Genomic DNA, 17,706 nt, shown 5'->3' with positions numbered 1-17,706 from the left:
CTACCCATTTTTCGCTATAACCGTTTCAAACTTCCTGTCGCTTTCCATTCTTCATCCAACATCGCAAAAAATTCTTCGTTTGATTTTGTTTGTTTTAAAAGGTTTAAAAATTTTTCAACAAAATCAGGAGAGTCGGTCATAGATTTACGGATTGCCCACAATTTTTCAAGGTGCTCTTTTGGAATAAGCAATTCTTCTTTCCGCGTGCCTGAACGACGAATATCAATCGCTGGGAAAATGCGTTTTTCCGCTAAGGAACGATCGAGATGAAGCTCCATATTGCCCGTTCCTTTAAACTCTTCATAAATGACATCATCCATACGTGAACCTGTATCGATGAGCGCCGTTGCTAAAATGGTGAGGCTTCCGCCTTCTTCGATATTGCGGGCCGCTCCGAAAAATCGTTTCGGACGATGGAAGGCTGCTGGGTCAATTCCTCCTGAGAGGGTGCGACCGCTTGGCGGAATGACTAAGTTGTAGGCACGCGCTAAACGAGTAATGCTATCCATTAAGATGACGACATCGCGCTTATGTTCCACAAGACGCATGGCCCGCTCTAACACAAGTTCCGCCACTTTAATATGGTTTTCAGGAACTTCATCAAACGTCGAGCTGACGACATCGCCAGAGACGGATCGTTCGATGTCTGTCACTTCTTCCGGACGCTCATCAATTAATAATACGATTAACTCGACATCTGGATGGTTGGTCGTAATGCTGTTCGCAATCTCTTTCAAAAGCATCGTTTTTCCTGCTTTTGGCGGTGCCACAATCAATCCGCGTTGACCGAATCCAACCGGAGCAATTAAATCAATGATTCTCGTTGATAGTTTATCGGGTGTTGTTTCTAGTTTCATGTGGCGATTCGGATATAAAGGAGTGAGCGCAGGAAAGTGAACACGTTCTTTTGCAATTTCAGGGTCTTCTCCGTTTACTGCTTCGACATGCAATAAACCAAAATAGCGCTCATTTTCTTTTGGAGGACGAACCTTTCCAGATACTTTATCACCATTGCGCAAGTCAAAACGGCGAATTTGTGAAGCGGAAATGTAAATGTCTTCGGAGCTTGGAGAATAGTTGATTGGTCGTAAAAAACCGAAGCCTTCCGATTGAATAATTTCAAGAACGCCTTCCATAAAAAATAAACCGTCTTGTTCTGCTTGCGCTTTCAAAATCGCAAAAATCAATTCTTTTTTTGTCAGTTTGCTGTAATAAGAAATTTTATACTGACGAGCAAGTTCGTACAGTTCTTTCAGTTTCATATTTTCTAACGTTGCAATTGTTAAATCCATTTCGACACCACTCTTTTTCCATTTATTTCGTGATTCAAACTTCGGATGGAAACAAAGAAGATTAAGAAGGTAAATACAGAAGAGGCGGGTAGAACGTATAGCCGCCAAACGTGAAACTTAGTAGAAGTATGCAAATATACGCAGCATGACTATTTTACCCTTTTTCTCTATTTTTAATCAATAAAAATGAGCGAGAGCGCGAAAAAATTCACGCCTCTCGCTAGGATTTAATAACGAGATTCGGTTTTTTCTTTAAGCTATGGCGCCCTTCGATAAAACGAACCGTTCCTGACTTCGCACGCATAACAACAGAGTGTGTTTCCCCATATGCTCCTTTAAATTGAACACCGCGCAACAACTCTCCATCTGTCACTCCTGTTGCCGCAAAAATCGCGTCGTCTCCCTTAACGAGATCTTCCATCCGCAACACTTTATTGACGTCTAAACCCATTTTTTTACAACGTTCTAACTCAGCGTCATTTTGCGGAAGCAACTTTCCTTGAAGTTCACCGCCAAGACATTTTAGCGCTACAGCGGCAAGCACGCCCTCTGGAGCCCCTCCGGAACCGAACAAAATATCGACTCCTGTATGATCGAACGCGGTATTGATCGCTGCCGCCACATCGCCATCGTTAATGAGTTTAATGCGCGCCCCTGCCTCACGAAGTTCGGCAATGATGCGCTCATGGCGCGGACGATTCAACACGACTGCAACAACATCTTCAATGTCTTTATTTTTCGCTTTCGCCACCGCTTTTAAGTTATCGATAATCGGAGCGTTAATGTCGATCATGCCAACCGCTTCTGGTCCAACCGCAATTTTGTCCATATACATATCTGGTGCATGAAGCAAATTGCCATGATCCGCAACAGCGACAACCGCTAATGCGTTCCATCCCCCAGAAGCGACGATATTCGTTCCTTCTAACGGATCGACGGCTACATCAACGCGCGGTCCATAGCCATTGCCGAGTTTTTCCCCGATGTATAGCATCGGCGCTTCATCCATTTCTCCTTCGCCGATGACGACAGTACCTTTCATCGGGATCGTATCGAACACATCCCGCATCGCTGATGTAGCTGCCTCGTCTGCTTCTTCTTTTTTTCCGCGTCCCATCCAGCGTGCCGCTGCTAACGCAGCCGCTTCAGTGACGCGCACAAGCTCCATCGATAAACTTCTTTCCATCGTTCCTCCCTCTCCCCTTTGATGTATTATGCGTTTTTCAATTGTTCAATTTCTTGCTCGGTCATTTTTTCGCGCCAAATAGTTGCGCCTAAACCAGTCAGCTTGTCCACTAGACAGCTGTAACCGCGATCAATATGCTCTAATCCTGTAATCTCGGTTACGCCCTCTGCCATCAAACCTGCTACGACCAACGCAGCACCAGCGCGTAAATCTGTCGCTCTTACTTTTGCCCCTTGCAGCTGCACAGGGCCGGTAACGATAGCGGAACGACCTTCTACTTTGATACTGGCATTCATTCTCCGCAATTCATCAACATGTTTAAAGCGAGCGCTATAAATCGTATCTGTAACAACGCTTGTTCCATGCGCTTTCGTTAATAGCGATGTGAATGGCTGTTGTAAATCTGTCGGAAAACCTGGATAAACGAGCGTTTTGATATCAACCGCTCGAAGCTTATCATTTGTCGCCACAAGAATTTGATCATCGCTTGTTTCGACGCGAACGCCCATCTCGCGCAATTTCGCAATTACCGCCTCTAAATGTTGCGGGATTACGTTATCAATGATCACCTCTTTCCCCATCGCTGCCCCGATGATCATATACGTTCCCGCTTCAATGCGATCGGGAATAATGGAATGTCGGCAACCATGCAATTGATCGACCCCGTCAATGCGAATAACATCCGTCCCTGCCCCTTTAATTCGTGCTCCCATGTTCGAAAGCAACGTCGCTACATCAATAATTTCAGGCTCTTTGGCTGCGTTTTCAATAATAGTGCGGCCTTTCGCCCGCACGGCCGCAAGCATGATGTTAATCGTTGCGCCAACGCTGACGACATCGAGATAAATGCGCGCGCCACGCAATTCTTCTGCACGTAAATAAATCGCACCTTGTTCGTTCGTTACTTTTGCCCCTAGCGCTTCAAATCCTTTAATATGTTGGTCAATTGGACGCGGCCCTAAATGGCAGCCGCCCGGGAGGCCAATGACCGCCTTTTTAAAGCGGCCAAGCATCGCTCCCATTAAATAATAAGAGGCGCGCAACTTTTTTACTTTTCCGTTTGGAAGAGGCATGGAGACAATATGGGTTGGGTCAATCGTGACTTCTTTATCATCAAAATGAAATTTTCCACCGATTTCTTCGATCAGTTCTCCTAAAACGTGAACATCCGAAATGTTTGGCAATCCTTCAATTGTGACAGGTGAGTCGGCTAAAATGGTCGCTGGAATTAAGGCGACGGCGCTATTTTTTGCTCCGCTAATGCGCACGGAGCCTTGAAGAAGATCGCCGCCAACAATTTTTAATTTTTCCATTTTTTTCTCCCTTCTCGCGAAGCGTGCGTGTTCCTAATCTCTATTATAAACGAATGGAACACGTTTACAAAACCAAAACGGCCGTTTTATTACTTTTGATTCGCTTTATTCCAATCCGCTAAAAACTTTTCAATGCCTTGATCTGTAAGTGGATGGTGGAACAATTGCATCAATACTTTATATGGCACTGTTGCAATGTGCGCTCCTTTTAGCGCTGCTTCTGTCACATGAAGCGGATGACGGATCGATGCAGCAATAATTTCTGTTTCAATGTCATGAATCGCAAAAATGTTGGCAATCGTTTCAATGAGATCAAGACCGTTATGACCAATATCATCAAGGCGCCCTAAGAACGGAGAAACATATGTCGCACCTGCACGAGCTGCTAAAAGCGCTTGGTTGGCGCTAAAAATAAGCGTCACATTTGTTTTAATTCCTTTTTCTGAAAACGCTTTGACCGCTTTAAGACCATCTGGAGTCATCGGCACTTTAATCGTGATATTTGGTGCAATTTTTGCTAATTCTTCTCCTTCGGCAATCATGTCTTCCGCTTTCGTTGAAATAACCTCAGCGCTAACAGAACCAGAAACAATCTCTGTAATTTCACGAAGGCGATCATGGAAGGAAACATTTTCTTTCGCGACAAGACTTGGATTTGTTGTGACTCCTGCGATAATGCCTAACTCATTCGCATGACGAATTTCATCAATATTCGCTGTATCAATAAAAAATTTCATTGTATCACCCTCCTAAACGCTTTCATAATTGAAATGAAACAAAACCGCCCGTTTCGGCTGACAACCGAAACGATGCGGCTATGCAATTAAAATGCTTTTCCTGAAGAACCAAATTCGCGCATTTTACCAATTACTGTCGCTTTGATCGCTTCACGGCCAGGGCCGATAATTTTGCGTGGATCATATACTTTTTCGTCTTTTGCCAAGACTTCGCGAACAACTTTTGTAAACGCCATTTGGTTCTCTGTATTCACGTTAATTTTTGATGTACCTAATGAAATCGCACGTTGAATTTGTTCTGTTGGAATTCCTGTTCCGCCGTGTAGAACGAGAGGAACCCCTGTACGGTCACGAATTTCTTCCATTTCCTTGAATCCTAATTTTGGTTCACCTTTGTATGGGCCATGTACAGAACCAAGGGCTGGAGCTAAACAGTCAATACCTGTGCGCTTCACAAGCTCTTCACATTCATTTGGATCCGCATAAATGATTCCATCCGCAACAACATCGTCCTCTTGTCCGCCAACGGTACCTAATTCCGCTTCAACGGATACGCCGCGCGCATGAGCGTATTCAACGACTTTTGTTGTTATCGCAACGTTTTCTTCAAATGGATGATGAGAAGCATCAATCATGACTGAAGTAAAGCCTGCATCGATTGCTTCTTTACATTTTTCAAAGCTGGAGCCATGGTCAAGGTGAATCGCGACAGGAACCGTAATGTTCATGTCTTCCATCAAGCCTTTAACCATGTTTACAACCGTTTTGAATCCGCTCATATAACGAGCTGCTCCTTCAGAAACACCAAGGATGACAGGAGACTTTTCTTCCTCTGCAGCGGCTAAAATGGCTTGTGTCCATTCTAAGTTGTTAATATTAAATTGGCCAACCGCATACTTACCTGCCAATGCTTTGTTAAGCATTTCCGTCATCGAAACTAAAGGCATGATCAAAATCCTCCTTAATGTAGCCATTCGTATTCACTATTCGAAAACGCCTGTCACATGTACGATGACCAAAAGAGCCATGATTTATGCAAGACGTTCTCGAATAGTATGTACATTATAAGAATATCAAACTCCGTTTAAAAACAGCAACACTATTCACCGAAACATCACTTGCTGAACAAGGAACGTTCAAAAAATTGTCAACGACACCGCTTACATTTTTTTTGCGATATTCTCTTTTACTGCTTTGCGAATTTCATCAATATCAAACGGCTTCGCAAAATGCATCAACGCTCCTAGTTCTTTCGTTTCTTGGATCATATCAAGTTCTCCGTATGCGGTCATGACAATGACTTTCACTTTGTCATTTATTTCTTTCATTCTCTTTAAAATCTCGATTCCATCCATTCCTGGAATTTTCATATCTAAAAGCACTAAATCAGGCGAATGTTTCGCAAAAAGATCCAATGCCTGAACGCCGTTCGCCGCTTGAAACGTTTCATATCCTTCCTTCTGAAACACTTCATTCAATAGAATACGAATCCCATATTGATCATCAACAATTAAAATTTTTCCGGACATACAAACACCTCAATTTTTTTCCTTTATCTCCATAAAAATAATTTATTTATTTATCACATTATTTATATTATCACATAATTGTTTCGAAATTTTTACCATTTTTCCTGCTAAAAGTATTTAGAAATTTTTTACAAACGTTCACTGTTTGCACATTTTTTCTTCTTTCACTATAATGAACGGCAGTAACCAATCTTTGAGACAAGGGGCGTTTTGGATGCTGAAAATATTTACGACGCAATTAACAGGTTTATTTAAAAAGATGAGTGAACAAGAAGAATTTGCGTTTGAAGATGGGGCTCGACTGTTGGCGCAAGCATCGCTCGGTGAAGGGAAAATTTTGATTCACGGCTTTAACGAGATGGAAGCAATCGTGTTTGAAGCGTTACATGGGGCCGAACCATTGCCAAAAGCGGATCGGCTTTTCGTCAACGGCCAATTGACAGAAATCGATGAAACAGACCGTATTTTACTCATTACGCGCTTTTCCAGCGATGAAGAAGCGATTGCTCTCGCCAAACAATTGCGCGAACAAGGCCACTGGATCGTCGCCATCTCTGCTGTGACAGAAACATCATCACCGTCTCTTGTTGATTATGTCGATGTACATATTGATACAAAGCTAACAAAGCCGCTTATTCCTGATGAAGATGGATCCCGCTTCGGATTTCCTTCCGTCATGACGGCCCTTTTCGCTTATCACGGCTTAGTTTTAACGATAAAAGAAATTTTATCTGAATATTAAAAAGGGGTGGCAACGCCAACCCCTTTATTTTATCGAAGTGAAGCGCGAATAAATTCACGGAAAAGCGGTTGTGGTCTTGTTGGACGCGACTTAAATTCTGGATGGAACTGTGCCGCTACAAACCACGGATGATCTTTTAATTCAATGATCTCCACTAAGCGGCCATCTGGGCTTGTACCAGAAAAGACAAATCCGTGCTGTTCCATTACTTGACGATACTGGTTGTTAAACTCATAGCGATGACGGTGACGCTCATAAATCACTTCGTCTTGATAGGCTTCATACGCCTTTGTTCCTTCTGTCAACTTGCAAGGATACAGTCCAAGACGCAACGTACCGCCTAAATCTTCGACATCTTTTTGCTCTGGCAATAAGTCAATGATCGGATGCGGTGTATTCGGATCAATTTCGGATGAATGCGCTCCTTCTAGCCCAACCACATTGCGCGCAAATTCAATAGATGCAAGCTGCATGCCAAGGCAAATGCCGAGGAACGGAATTTTTTGTTCGCGCGCATAGCGAATCGCTTCAATCTTTCCTTCAATTCCGCGATCACCAAAACCGCCTGGAACAAGAATTCCATTCACTCCGTTAAGCATCTCAGCAACATTTTCTCGATTCACATGTTCGGAATTGATCCAACGAATATCAACTTCCGTATCAAATGCATAGCCAGCGTGCCGCAATGCTTCAACAACCGAGATGTACGCATCTTGCAATTCAACATACTTACCCACGAGCGCAATCGTTGTTTTGTTTGAAAGGTTTCGCACTTTCTCCACAAGCGCTTTCCATTCAGTCATATCTGCTTCTTTGCATTTTAACTTCAGATGATCGCATACGATTTGATCCAGCTTTTGTTCTTGAAGCATGAGCGGAACCGCGTATAACGTATCGGCATCACGCGCTTCGATTACCGCTTTCGGGTCGATGTCGCAGAACAACGCAATTTTATCTTTCATCTCTTGCGACATCGGCATTTCGGTGCGAACGACGATCACATTTGGCTGAATACCTAAGCTGCGCAATTCTTTTACGCTATGTTGCGTCGGTTTCGTTTTCATTTCTCCCGCCGCTTTAATGTAAGGAACAAGCGTACAATGGATGTACATGACATTGTCGCGACCGACATCGCTTTTAATTTGGCGAATCGCTTCTAAAAACGGCAACGATTCAATATCGCCAACCGTTCCGCCAATTTCAGTAATCACAACGTCAGCGTTTGTTTCACGCCCAGCACGAAAAACGCGCTCTTTAATTTCGTTCGTAATGTGCGGAATCACTTGAACGGTACCGCCTAAATAGTCGCCGCGACGCTCTTTTTTCAAAACTGTTGAATAAATTTTCCCTGTCGTCACGTTGCTGTATTTATTCAAGTTAATGTCAATAAAACGTTCATAATGGCCTAAATCCAAATCCGTTTCTGCCCCATCATCTGTCACAAACACTTCACCATGCTGATATGGACTCATTGTACCTGGGTCGACGTTGATGTATGGATCAAATTTTTGAATCGTCACGTTCAATCCACGATTTTTCAGCAATCGACCTAATGATGCGGCTGTAATCCCTTTACCGAGAGATGAAACAACACCGCCAGTCACGAAAATGTATTTTGTCATTACAGCTTCCCCCTTGGCTAGTTTATAGAATATTTACATTGTGTGTGAATACACTATGTTTTATTAGGGGACAAAAATAAAAAAGCTCCGCTTACAAAACGTAAGGGAGCAATATTATCTCTCTATGAAAAGAGCCCAAACAGAATTCTACATAGATGGATAAAAAAAGTCAAGATTATAATTCCTCATCTTCTAATTCAAGTTCTTCTTCCAGCTCTTCTTCTAATTCTTCATCTAACTCTTCATCACCGAGGTCTAACTCTTCATCTAAAATATCATCAATCACTTCTTCTTCATCACCAAGCACAAATTCATCATCTTCAAGCAAATCTTCGTCGTCTAATATTTCGTCATCGCCTTCAAATTCATCTAAATCATCGTAATCCAAATCATCTTCGTCGATTTCATCGAAATCATCAAAATCGCCGACTGCTTTCTTCTTCTTCACGCGCACGGTTGGCATCGTTTCTTCTTCAATTTGATCATAAGGATACCAAGCGCGCAATCCCCAGCGATTTTCACCGACGCAAATAAAACGGCCATCAATGTTTAAATCTGTATAAAACTGCGCCATTCGCGCTTTTACTTCGTCTTCAGACCAGTTCATAACCGCCGCGATTTCATCCAGAATTTCTTTGAAAGAAATCGCTTGCTTTTTCTCAGATAATAGCAAATAGGCAAGTTCAACGAAAGACATCTCTCGTAATTGCTCTTGAGAGTATTGCTCCAAACTCACTTTCCGCACTCCCTTTCTACATAAATACACATATGAAAACAACCCAAATCCATACCATTCATTATAAACAATTTCCTTGACTTTATGCTAGAGCCATTCTTTTTCATTTCGAAAAAAAATGTCGAGAGAATTCTCTCGACTACATATTGCGGCGATATTGTCCTCCTACTTCATACAACGCGCGTGTAATTTGCCCAAGGCTAGCAACTTTAACGGTTTCCATCAATTCTGCAAAAATATTACCGCCGCTGACCGCGACTTGTTTCAAACGTGCCAAAGCTGCCTCCGCTTCATCTTTATGTTGTTCTTGAAACTTGCGTAAATTAGTCAATTGCAGCTGCTTTTCTTCATAGGATGCACGCGCAAGTTGGATGCTGTCTATCTCTTCTTCCAGCGCCGAATTCGGATTTACATACGTATTCACACCGATAATCGGAAGCTCACCGCTATGTTTTTTCATTTCATAGTACATAGATTCATCTTGAATTTTGCCTCGTTGATATTGCATCTCCATCGCGCCGAGCACGCCGCCGCGCTCATCTAATCGTTCAAATTCTTTCAATACCGCTTCTTCTACTAAATCCGTAAGCTCTTCAATAATAAAAGAGCCTTGAAGAGGATTTTCGTTTTTCGTAAGCCCATGTTCTTTTGTAATAATCAACTGAATCGCCATCGCGCGACGTACCGATTCTTCAGTCGGAGTGGTGATCGCTTCATCGTAGGCATTTGTATGCAGCGAGTTGCAGTTATCATGAAGCGCCATTAACGCTTGAAGCGTCGTACGAATATCATTAAAATCAATCTCCTGCGCGTGAAGCGAGCGCCCTGACGTTTGAACATGATATTTTAACTTTTGGCTGCGTTCGTTTGCACCATATTTTTCACGCATGGCAATTGCCCAAATGCGACGAGCGACACGACCAAGAACCGTATATTCAGGATCAAGGCCGTTGCTAAAGAAGTACGAAAGGTTCGGTGCGAAATCATCGATATGCATACCGCGGCTTAAATAGTATTCGACATACGTAAATCCGTTCGCCAATGTAAAGGCCAATTGCGTAATCGGATTCGCCCCTGCTTCGGCGATGTGATAGCCAGAAATGGATACAGAATAGTAGTTACGCACTTTGTTTTGGATAAAGTATTCTTGAATATCGCCCATCATTTTGAGCGCAAATTCCGTTGAGAAAATGCACGTATTTTGCCCTTGGTCCTCTTTTAAAATATCCGCTTGAACCGTACCGCGCACCGTCTGCAATGTCCACGCTTTTACCTCTTCATATTCCTCTTCCGTGAGCGGTCTTCCGAGTTCCGCCTCTTTCTTTTCCACTTGTTGATCGATCGCCGTATTCATAAACATAGCTAAAATGATCGGCGCTGGACCGTTAATCGTCATCGAAACGGATGTGAGCGGGTGACATAAATCAAACCCTTTATATAGCTTTTTCATGTCATCAAGCGTACAAACGCTGACGCCGCTTTCGCCAATTTTCCCGAAAATATCCGGGCGCTCGTTCGGATCTTCCCCGTACAATGTCACCGAATCAAACGCCGTGCTTAACCGTTTCGCAGGGTCATCTTTACATAAGTAATGGAAACGGCGATTCGTCCGCTCAGGCGTTCCTTCTCCTGCAAATTGCCGCTTCGGATCTTCTCCTTGGCGCTTAAACGGGAACACACCTGCGGTAAATGGAAACGAACCAGGGACGTTTTCTTTATACACCCAACGCAAAATTTCACCGTAATCTTTAAACTTCGGCAACGAAACTTTTGGAATATCTAGTCCTGATAAACTTTTGGTTGTTAACTCGGTGACGATTTCTTTGTCGCGCACTTTTGTCACAAATTGTTTCGCAGCGTATTTCGCTTTCACGTCTTCCCATGAAGTTAAAATTCGTTTTGATTCATCGGTTAGCTTCCGTTCATACTCTTGTTTCAGCATCTCAAGCGAAGCAACGACTTCTTCATTTCGCTCCCGCTCTTTGACCGCCTCAATCGCTCCTTCTAATTGGAACAGACGGCGAGCTATGCTCGCTTGTTCATCCACCCGCTTATGATAGTTGCGTACGGTTTCAGCAATTTCGCGCAAATAATGGCGGCTTTCATTCGGAATAATGATATTTTGCTTTTCGACATGGTCAACTTTTTGCAAAGTTGTCGTCCAATTCGTTCCCATTCGTTCATTAATCAGTTCAATTAAAGCAACGAAAAGCGTGTTTGTGCCTGGATCGTTAAACTGGCTTGCGATCGTACCATACACCGGCATTTCTGATAAATCTTTATCGAACAGTTGATGGCTGCGCTGATATTGTTTTTGCACTTGCCGCTTCGCATCTTCCGACCCATGCCGTTCGAATTTATTGATAACAATTAAATCAGCGTAGTCAATCATATCAATTTTTTCAAGCTGCGACGGGGCGCCAAACTCGCTCGTCATCACGTACATCGCAATGTCACAAATATCCTTAATCGCCGCATCCCCTTGGCCGATTCCGCTCGTTTCAACGATGATTAAATCGAACCCAGCCGCTTTCACAACTTCAATCGCATCTTTAATGGCTAATGACAATTCGGAACGAGAGCTCCGCGTTGCTAAGCTTCGCATATAGACGCGCGGAGAAGAAATCGAATTCATGCGAATGCGGTCGCCTAATAACGCTCCGCCCGTTTTTTGCTTCGTCGGATCGACAGACAACACCGCTACTTTCTTTTCTGGAATTTCGTTTAAAAAGCGGCGAATCAATTCATCTGTAAGGGAACTTTTCCCTGCTCCCCCCGTTCCTGTAATGCCAACGACAGGAACATTTTTTGCCATTGCCTTTACTTTTTGCAATACAGATTCAGCGGACGCTGCCACTTCCTCAGAAGCATGAACGCGATTTTCACAAACGGTAATGAGGCGAGCGATCGCTTGCACATCTCCCGTTTGCAACCTTTCAAGCTCATCCGTTATTTCACGAACGGTTGGAAAATCACACTCTTCCATCATGATGTTAATCATTCCTTGCAACCCAAGTCGACGGCCATCTTCAGGTGAAAATATCCGGGAAATACCGTACGCATGAAGCTCTTTTATTTCCCTAGGAATAATGACGCCGCCTCCTCCGCCATAAATGCGGATATGGGAAGCGCCACGCTCTTTTAGAAGATCGTACATATATTTAAAAAACTCCATATGCCCGCCTTGATAAGAAGAAACAGCAATCCCCTGCACATCTTCTTGAATGGCGGCGTTAACAATTTCTTCAACAGAACGGTTATGTCCTAAATGAATCACCTCTGCACCGCTTGCTTGTAAAATACGTCGCATAATGTTAATCGCAGCATCATGCCCATCAAACAAACTAGATGCTGTCACAAAGCGAACATGGTGTTTCGGACGATAAATATGCGCCATGCTCTCCCTCTCCCCCTTTGTGTCACGTGCGTTTCATAATTCCCTCTAACAACAATTTGGTTTGAATTTCAATATATTCTTCTAATGTATACAATTTTTTCAACGCCCAACGGCGAAACCCCCACATTTGACCGAGAACGAAAATGTTATGCGCAAACAACTGAATTTCTCGTTCGTTTAAATGAAAAACCCCATTGCCGACACAGCGTTTTAAAATATTTTCAAACATCGCCACCATTTGCAATTCTTTATTTAATACATATGGCAATGAATCTTTTCCAAGCGATTTTGCTTCTTGATACATCACTAACACTTCATCTTGCAATTCATCGACGACTTTAAAATAATAGGCAATCGCCAATTTTAAACTATTGAGATCGCCTTGTCTCGTATCAATCGCTTGTTCCATTCGGTCGCGCACTTCATCATAAATGCGATCACAAACTAAATAAAGAACGTCTTCCTTTTTACGGATATATTCGTACAACGTGCCGATGCTAAATCCAGAGGCGCGCGCAATTTCTCGCGTCGTTGTTTGATGAAATCCTTTTTGTTTAAAAAGAGTAATCGCCCCTTTAATCATTTGATTGCGCCTCTTTTTCACGAGGCGCTCATCTTTCACTGAGGCTGGAACTTCGCGCTTTTTCATCACATCCCCACCTTATTTTGTGAGCATTCTTGAAATAACGAGACGCTGAATTTCTTGCGTTCCTTCATAGATTTGCGTAATTTTTGCATCGCGCATAAAACGTTCAACAGGATAGTCTTTTGTATATCCGTATCCGCCGAAAATTTGCACCGCTTCAACGGTTACTTTCATCGCGGTATCTCCTGCAAATAATTTGGCCATCGCCGATTCTTTTCCGTACGGAAGACCGTTTGACTCAAGCCATGCCGCTTGATATGTTAAAAGACGTGCCGCTTCGATGTTCGTTGCCATATCCGCTAATTTAAAAGCGATGCCTTGCTGCTCGGCAATTGGCTTTCCAAACTGAACGCGGCCTTTCGCATATTCAATCGCCGCATCGAGAGCGCCTTGGGCGATGCCGACCGCTTGGGCGGCAATGCCGTTTCGTCCGCCATCTAACGTCATCATCGCAATTTTAAATCCTTCTCCTTCTTGTCCGAGGAGATTTTCTTTCGGAATGCGACAATCTTCAAAGATCAATTCAGTCGTTGGCGATGAACGAATGCCAAGCTTCTTTTCTTTTTTGCCGATCGAAAAACCCGGCGTTCCTTTTTCGACGATAAAGGCGCTAATTCCCTTATGTCTTTTCTCAGGATCCGTCACGGCAAAAACAATATAAATTTCCGCTTCACCGCCGTTTGTAATCCATACTTTTGAGCCGTTCAAAACATAATGATCTCCATCTAAAACAGCCCGCGTTTTCATTGATGACACGTCAGAACCTGCTCCCGGCTCTGAAAGTCCATAAGCGCCAAGCTTTTCTCCGGTGGCTAACGCACGTAAATACTTTTGCTTTTGCTCTTCGGTACCGAATTTATAAATCGGCCAGCTTGCCAACGAAATATGTGCCGATAACGTAACCCCTGTCGACGCGCACACTTTTGATAATTCTTCCACCGCGATCACATAGGCTAAATAATCGCTGCCGATTCCGCCATATTCCTCAGGCCACGGAATTCCTGTCAAACCGAGTTCGGCCATTTTGTTGAAAATTTCGCGGTCAAACCGCTCTTCTTCATCCCGCTCCGCTGCAGTCGGTGCCACCTCATTTTTCGCAAAATCGCGCACCATTTTTCGAATCATTTCATGCTCTTCCGTTAATTGAAAATTCATTTCCCCATCCCCCTTCATAACTGCTTACTAATCACAAGGCGTTGAATTTCGCTCGTTCCTTCGTAAATTTCACATACTTTCGCATCACGGAAAAAGCGCTCAACCGGATAGTCTTTTGTGTAACCGTTTCCACCGAAAATTTGAATCGCTTCAATCGCGTTATCCATCGCTGTTTTCGATGCAAATAATTTTGCCATCGATGCTTCTTTGCTGCATGGCAATCCTCGCGAGCGTAAAGAAGCCGCGTGATAGACTAATAGTTTCGCCGCTTCAACATTAGTTGCCATATCCGCTAGTTTAAAAGCAATGCCTTGCTGCTCGGCAATCGGCTTTCCAAATTGAATGCGCTCTTTTGCATAAGCGATCGCGTGTTCAAGCGCCGCTTCGGCAATGCCGAGCGATTGCGCCGCAATCCCAATCCGGCCAACATCGAGATTGGCCATCGCGATTTTAAACCCTTGGCCTTCTTCTCCGAGTAAATTTTCAGCTGGCACTTTCATCTCTTCAAACGAGAGTTGCACCGTTCGCGAACCGTGCAATCCCATTTTTTTCTCGTCTTTTCCGATGATCAAACCCGGCGTGTTTTTCTCGACGATAAATGCCGAAATGCCTTTGCTTCCTTTTTCCTCCGGATTCGTGCGGGCAAAAACGATATACGTATCCGCTTCGCCCCCATTGGTAATAAACACTTTTGACCCGTTTAAGACGTAATGATCGCCGCGGCGAATCGCCGTCGTTTTTAAGCTTGCTGCATCTGATCCCGCACCGGGTTCCGTCAAACAAAAGGCCCCTAAATACTCACCGCTCGCTAGCTTCGGTACATATTTTTTCTTTTGCTCTTCTGTTCCGAAATAAAGAATCGGATTCGTGCCAACGGATGTATGAACCGATAAAATCACACCAACCGTCGCGCTTACTTTTGAAATTTCGTGAATCGCGATAATATAAGAAGTAAAATCCATGCCCGCTCCACCGTATTGTTCAGGAATGGTGATGCCCATTAATCCGAGTTCAGCCATTTTCTCGATGATCGGACGTGGAAATTCTCCCCGCTCCATTCGTTCCACAAATGGAGCGATTTCGTTTTCCGCAAATTCTCTCACCATTTTGCGCATCATTTCTTGCTCTTCAGTAAAATGTAAATTCATGCTGCCACCGCCTTCGCCTTATTCGTACGTATAGAAGCCTCGTCCTGTTTTTCTTCCGAGCCAGCCTGCTTTGACATATTTTCTTAATAACGGACAAGGGCGATATTTATCGTCGCCTAATCCTTCATGAAGCACTTCCATAATGTATAAGCACGTATCTAAACCAATAAAGTCCGCTAATGTTAACGGCCCCATCGGGTGATTCATCCCGAGCTTCATCACTTCATCAATCGCTTCTTTCGTTGCGACTCCTTCATATAAGCAATAGATCGCTTCGTTAATCATCGGCATAAGCACACGATTGGAAACAAAACCAGGGAAATCGTTCACTTCTACCGGAACTTTTCCTAATGTTTTGGTCATTTGTTCAATCGCTTCGTACACTTCATCCGCTGTCGCTAATCCGCGAATAATTTCAACAAGTTTCATCACGGGAACTGGGTTCATAAAATGCATGCCGATCACTTTTTCCGGTCGTTTCGTAGCTGCGGCAATTTCTGTGATTGGAAGGGAGGATGTGTTCGTTGCTAAGATGGCATGCGGAGGAGTGATTTCATCTAGTTGCGTGAAGAGTTTTGCTTTGACCTCCATATTTTCGACGACCGCTTCAATGACTAAATCAACGTCGCTTCCATCTTGAAGATCGACAGAAGAAGTGATGCGATCTAAAATTTTCGCTTTTTCTTCCGCCGTCATCCTTCCTTTTTCCACTTGACGCGCTAAATTTTTAGAAATCGTCGCCATTCCACGTTCAACATATTCTTGCTTTAAATCGTTCAAAATAACATCGTATCCCGCCATTGCACACACTTGGGCAATCCCTGAACCCATTTGCCCAGCACCAACCACCATGACTTTTTTGATACTCATTTTTCCCATCCCCCATTAATGAACTTCAATCATAATCGCATCGCCTTGACCGCCGCCGCTGCAAATCGCTGCAATACCAATGCCGCCACCGCGACGTTTGAGCTCATGAATCAATGTAATGATGATGCGCGCTCCGCTTGCGCCGATCGGATGGCCAAGTGCGATCGCTCCTCCGTTCACATTCACTTTTTCTTCGCTAATTCCGGCAATTTTCATACTCGCTAACGCAACAGCTGCAAACGCTTCGTTAATTTCAAATAAATCAATATCATCCACCGTTTTGCCTGTTTTTCGCAATAGTTCATTAATAACAATGCCCGGTGTTTTCGGGAAATCTTTCGCTTCCACCGCAATCGCTGTATGGGCTAAAATCGTTGCAAGCGGCGTTCTTCCTTCTCTTTGCGCCCTTTCTTCGCTCATCAACACGAGAGCAGCGGCTCCGTCGTTGACTCCTGGTGCATTTCCTGCCGTAATCGTTCCCGTTGGATCAAAGACAGGTGCTAACTTGGCTAGTCTTTCAAGCGATGTATCCTTTCTTGGCGATTCATCTACCGAAACCGTGATCGGGTCCCCTTTCCGTTGCGGTACGCTTACCGGCACAATTTCTTCTGAAAGCTTGCCAGACTCAATAGCAGCAATCGCAAGCTGATGGCTTCGGTATGCCCATGCATCTTGTTCTTCACGGGTAATGCCCAACTCTTTCGCCGTATTGCTTCCGTAAATCCCCATATGCACACCTGTGAAACTACATGTAAGACCGTCATACACCATTAAATCTTTCACCGTTCCATCGCCCATGCGCAATCCCCAGCGAGCTTTTGGCAGCAAATAAGGCGCGTTGCTCATGGACTCCATTCCACCAGCGACCATCACTTCTCCATCGCCTGCACGAATCATTTGATCCGCAAGAGTAACGGCACGCATTCCAGATGCACAAACTTTGTTAATTGTCTCCGTTTTTACTTCCCAAGGAATACCAGCTTCTCTCGCGGCTTGTCTTGAAGGAAGTTGACCTTGCCCACCTTGCAAAACTGTTCCGAAAACAACTTCATCGACCGTTTCAGGACTGACAGAAGCGCGCTGCAACGCCTCCTTGATGGCGATGCCGCCCAGCTGAGCCGCGCTAAAAGCGCTTAAATTTCCGCCAAACTTCCCAAACGGTGTTCGCACTCCACTTAAAATGACCGTTTTCCCCATTTGAATCCCCCTTGTTTTTAATCAGGTTAAGAAAGCCCTTTCAATAACATTGAAAACAATATCGAGCGAACGCTCGTTCATTAAATTGTTCATAAAGAAGGCGCACGCAACGTTGTACACCTTCTTTCGCCTCGTC

At 44.0% G+C, this 17,706-nt stretch carries 15 protein-coding genes; 1 reads left to right on the top strand and 14 read right to left on the bottom strand.

What is annotated here, in order from left to right; genetic code table 11:
* Window positions 1–14 precede the first annotated feature (14 nt).
* The 6 genes from rho to EDD69_RS02195 form a co-directional block, all read right to left on the bottom strand.
* A complete protein-coding gene (gene rho, locus EDD69_RS02220; RefSeq protein ID WP_132947325.1) occupies window positions 15–1,292 on the bottom strand; it encodes a transcription termination factor Rho in 1,278 nt (425 codons plus the stop codon).
* A 220-nt stretch (window positions 1,293–1,512) separates the two neighbouring features.
* The gene (gene glpX, locus EDD69_RS02215; protein WP_132947324.1) at window positions 1,513–2,478 is read right to left on the bottom strand and encodes a class II fructose-bisphosphatase; all 966 of its coding nucleotides are present in this window, start codon (window positions 2,476–2,478) and stop codon (window positions 1,513–1,515) included.
* A gap of 26 nt (window positions 2,479–2,504) precedes the next feature.
* Complete coding sequence (locus EDD69_RS02210; protein WP_132947323.1) at window positions 2,505–3,791, bottom strand: UDP-N-acetylglucosamine 1-carboxyvinyltransferase; 1,287 nt, start codon at window positions 3,789–3,791, stop codon at window positions 2,505–2,507.
* A gap of 89 nt (window positions 3,792–3,880) precedes the next feature.
* On the bottom strand, window positions 3,881–4,528 hold the full coding sequence (fsa, locus tag EDD69_RS02205; RefSeq protein ID WP_132947322.1) for a fructose-6-phosphate aldolase: 648 nt from the start codon (window positions 4,526–4,528) through the stop codon (window positions 3,881–3,883).
* 86 nt (window positions 4,529–4,614) lie between these two features.
* On the bottom strand, window positions 4,615–5,475 hold the full coding sequence (locus tag EDD69_RS02200; protein WP_132947321.1) for a class II fructose-bisphosphate aldolase: 861 nt from the start codon (window positions 5,473–5,475) through the stop codon (window positions 4,615–4,617).
* A 213-nt stretch (window positions 5,476–5,688) separates the two neighbouring features.
* Window positions 5,689–6,057 carry a response regulator gene (locus tag EDD69_RS02195; protein ID WP_132947320.1) on the bottom strand — a complete coding sequence of 123 codons (369 nt, stop codon included), beginning with the start codon at window positions 6,055–6,057 and terminating at the stop codon, window positions 5,689–5,691.
* Between the two features lie 214 nt (window positions 6,058–6,271).
* Here EDD69_RS02195 and EDD69_RS02190 point away from each other — a divergent pair, with 214 nt between their 5' ends.
* The gene (locus EDD69_RS02190; protein ID WP_165871704.1) at window positions 6,272–6,799 is read left to right on the top strand and encodes a DUF2529 domain-containing protein; all 528 of its coding nucleotides are present in this window, start codon (window positions 6,272–6,274) and stop codon (window positions 6,797–6,799) included.
* Between the two features lie 29 nt (window positions 6,800–6,828).
* Here the strand turns inward: EDD69_RS02190 and EDD69_RS02185 are convergent, their stop codons facing one another.
* From EDD69_RS02185 to EDD69_RS02150, 8 genes are all read right to left on the bottom strand, one after another.
* Entirely contained in the window at window positions 6,829–8,421 is a 1,593-nt protein-coding gene (locus EDD69_RS02185; RefSeq protein WP_132947319.1) for a CTP synthase, read from the bottom strand.
* Between the two features lie 175 nt (window positions 8,422–8,596).
* Complete coding sequence (rpoE, locus tag EDD69_RS02180) at window positions 8,597–9,157, bottom strand: DNA-directed RNA polymerase subunit delta (RefSeq protein ID WP_165871703.1); 561 nt, start codon at window positions 9,155–9,157, stop codon at window positions 8,597–8,599.
* Window positions 9,158–9,296: 139 nt separating this feature from the next.
* Entirely contained in the window at window positions 9,297–12,554 is a 3,258-nt protein-coding gene (icmF, locus tag EDD69_RS02175; protein WP_132947317.1) for a fused isobutyryl-CoA mutase/GTPase IcmF, read from the bottom strand.
* Between the two features lie 22 nt (window positions 12,555–12,576).
* Window positions 12,577–13,203 carry a TetR/AcrR family transcriptional regulator gene (locus EDD69_RS02170; RefSeq protein WP_132947316.1) on the bottom strand — a complete coding sequence of 209 codons (627 nt, stop codon included), beginning with the start codon at window positions 13,201–13,203 and terminating at the stop codon, window positions 12,577–12,579.
* A gap of 12 nt (window positions 13,204–13,215) precedes the next feature.
* Window positions 13,216–14,355, bottom strand: coding sequence for an acyl-CoA dehydrogenase (locus EDD69_RS02165; protein WP_132947315.1), 1,140 nt, complete (start codon window positions 14,353–14,355; stop codon window positions 13,216–13,218).
* A 14-nt stretch (window positions 14,356–14,369) separates the two neighbouring features.
* A complete protein-coding gene (locus tag EDD69_RS02160) occupies window positions 14,370–15,503 on the bottom strand; it encodes an acyl-CoA dehydrogenase (protein ID WP_132947314.1) in 1,134 nt (377 codons plus the stop codon).
* Window positions 15,504–15,521: 18 nt separating this feature from the next.
* Entirely contained in the window at window positions 15,522–16,373 is an 852-nt protein-coding gene (locus EDD69_RS02155; RefSeq protein WP_132947313.1) for a 3-hydroxybutyryl-CoA dehydrogenase, read from the bottom strand.
* 15 nt (window positions 16,374–16,388) lie between these two features.
* Complete coding sequence (locus EDD69_RS02150) at window positions 16,389–17,570, bottom strand: acetyl-CoA C-acetyltransferase (protein WP_132947312.1); 1,182 nt, start codon at window positions 17,568–17,570, stop codon at window positions 16,389–16,391.
* Between the last annotated feature and the right edge of the window lie 136 nt (window positions 17,571–17,706).

It is taken from the genome of Thermolongibacillus altinsuensis, from assembly GCF_004341205.1.
Lineage (GTDB): Bacteria > Bacillota > Bacilli > Bacillales > Anoxybacillaceae > Thermolongibacillus > Thermolongibacillus altinsuensis.
This window is presented reverse-complemented; position numbering and strand designations above follow the sequence as displayed.

Coding starts and splice junctions, on each gene's coding strand:
- rho (WP_132947325.1), bottom strand. CDS start 1,292: ATGGATTTAACAATTGCAACGTTAGAAAATATGAAACTGAAAGAACTG.
- glpX (WP_132947324.1), bottom strand. CDS start 2,478: ATGGAAAGAAGTTTATCGATGGAGCTTGTGCGCGTCACTGAAGCGGCT.
- EDD69_RS02210 (WP_132947323.1), bottom strand. CDS start 3,791: ATGGAAAAATTAAAAATTGTTGGCGGCGATCTTCTTCAAGGCTCCGTG.
- fsa (WP_132947322.1), bottom strand. CDS start 4,528: ATGAAATTTTTTATTGATACAGCGAATATTGATGAAATTCGTCATGCG.
- EDD69_RS02200 (WP_132947321.1), bottom strand. CDS start 5,475: ATGCCTTTAGTTTCGATGACGGAAATGCTTAACAAAGCATTGGCAGGT.
- EDD69_RS02195 (WP_132947320.1), bottom strand. CDS start 6,057: ATGTCCGGAAAAATTTTAATTGTTGATGATCAATATGGGATTCGTATT.
- EDD69_RS02190 (WP_165871704.1), top strand. CDS start 6,272: ATGCTGAAAATATTTACGACGCAATTAACAGGTTTATTTAAAAAGATG.
- EDD69_RS02185 (WP_132947319.1), bottom strand. CDS start 8,421: ATGACAAAATACATTTTCGTGACTGGCGGTGTTGTTTCATCTCTCGGT.
- icmF (WP_132947317.1), bottom strand. CDS start 12,554: ATGGCGCATATTTATCGTCCGAAACACCATGTTCGCTTTGTGACAGCA.
- EDD69_RS02170 (WP_132947316.1), bottom strand. CDS start 13,203: ATGAAAAAGCGCGAAGTTCCAGCCTCAGTGAAAGATGAGCGCCTCGTG.
- EDD69_RS02165 (WP_132947315.1), bottom strand. CDS start 14,355: ATGAATTTTCAATTAACGGAAGAGCATGAAATGATTCGAAAAATGGTG.
- EDD69_RS02160 (WP_132947314.1), bottom strand. CDS start 15,503: ATGAATTTACATTTTACTGAAGAGCAAGAAATGATGCGCAAAATGGTG.
- EDD69_RS02155 (WP_132947313.1), bottom strand. CDS start 16,373: ATGAGTATCAAAAAAGTCATGGTGGTTGGTGCTGGGCAAATGGGTTCA.
- EDD69_RS02150 (WP_132947312.1), bottom strand. CDS start 17,570: ATGGGGAAAACGGTCATTTTAAGTGGAGTGCGAACACCGTTTGGGAAG.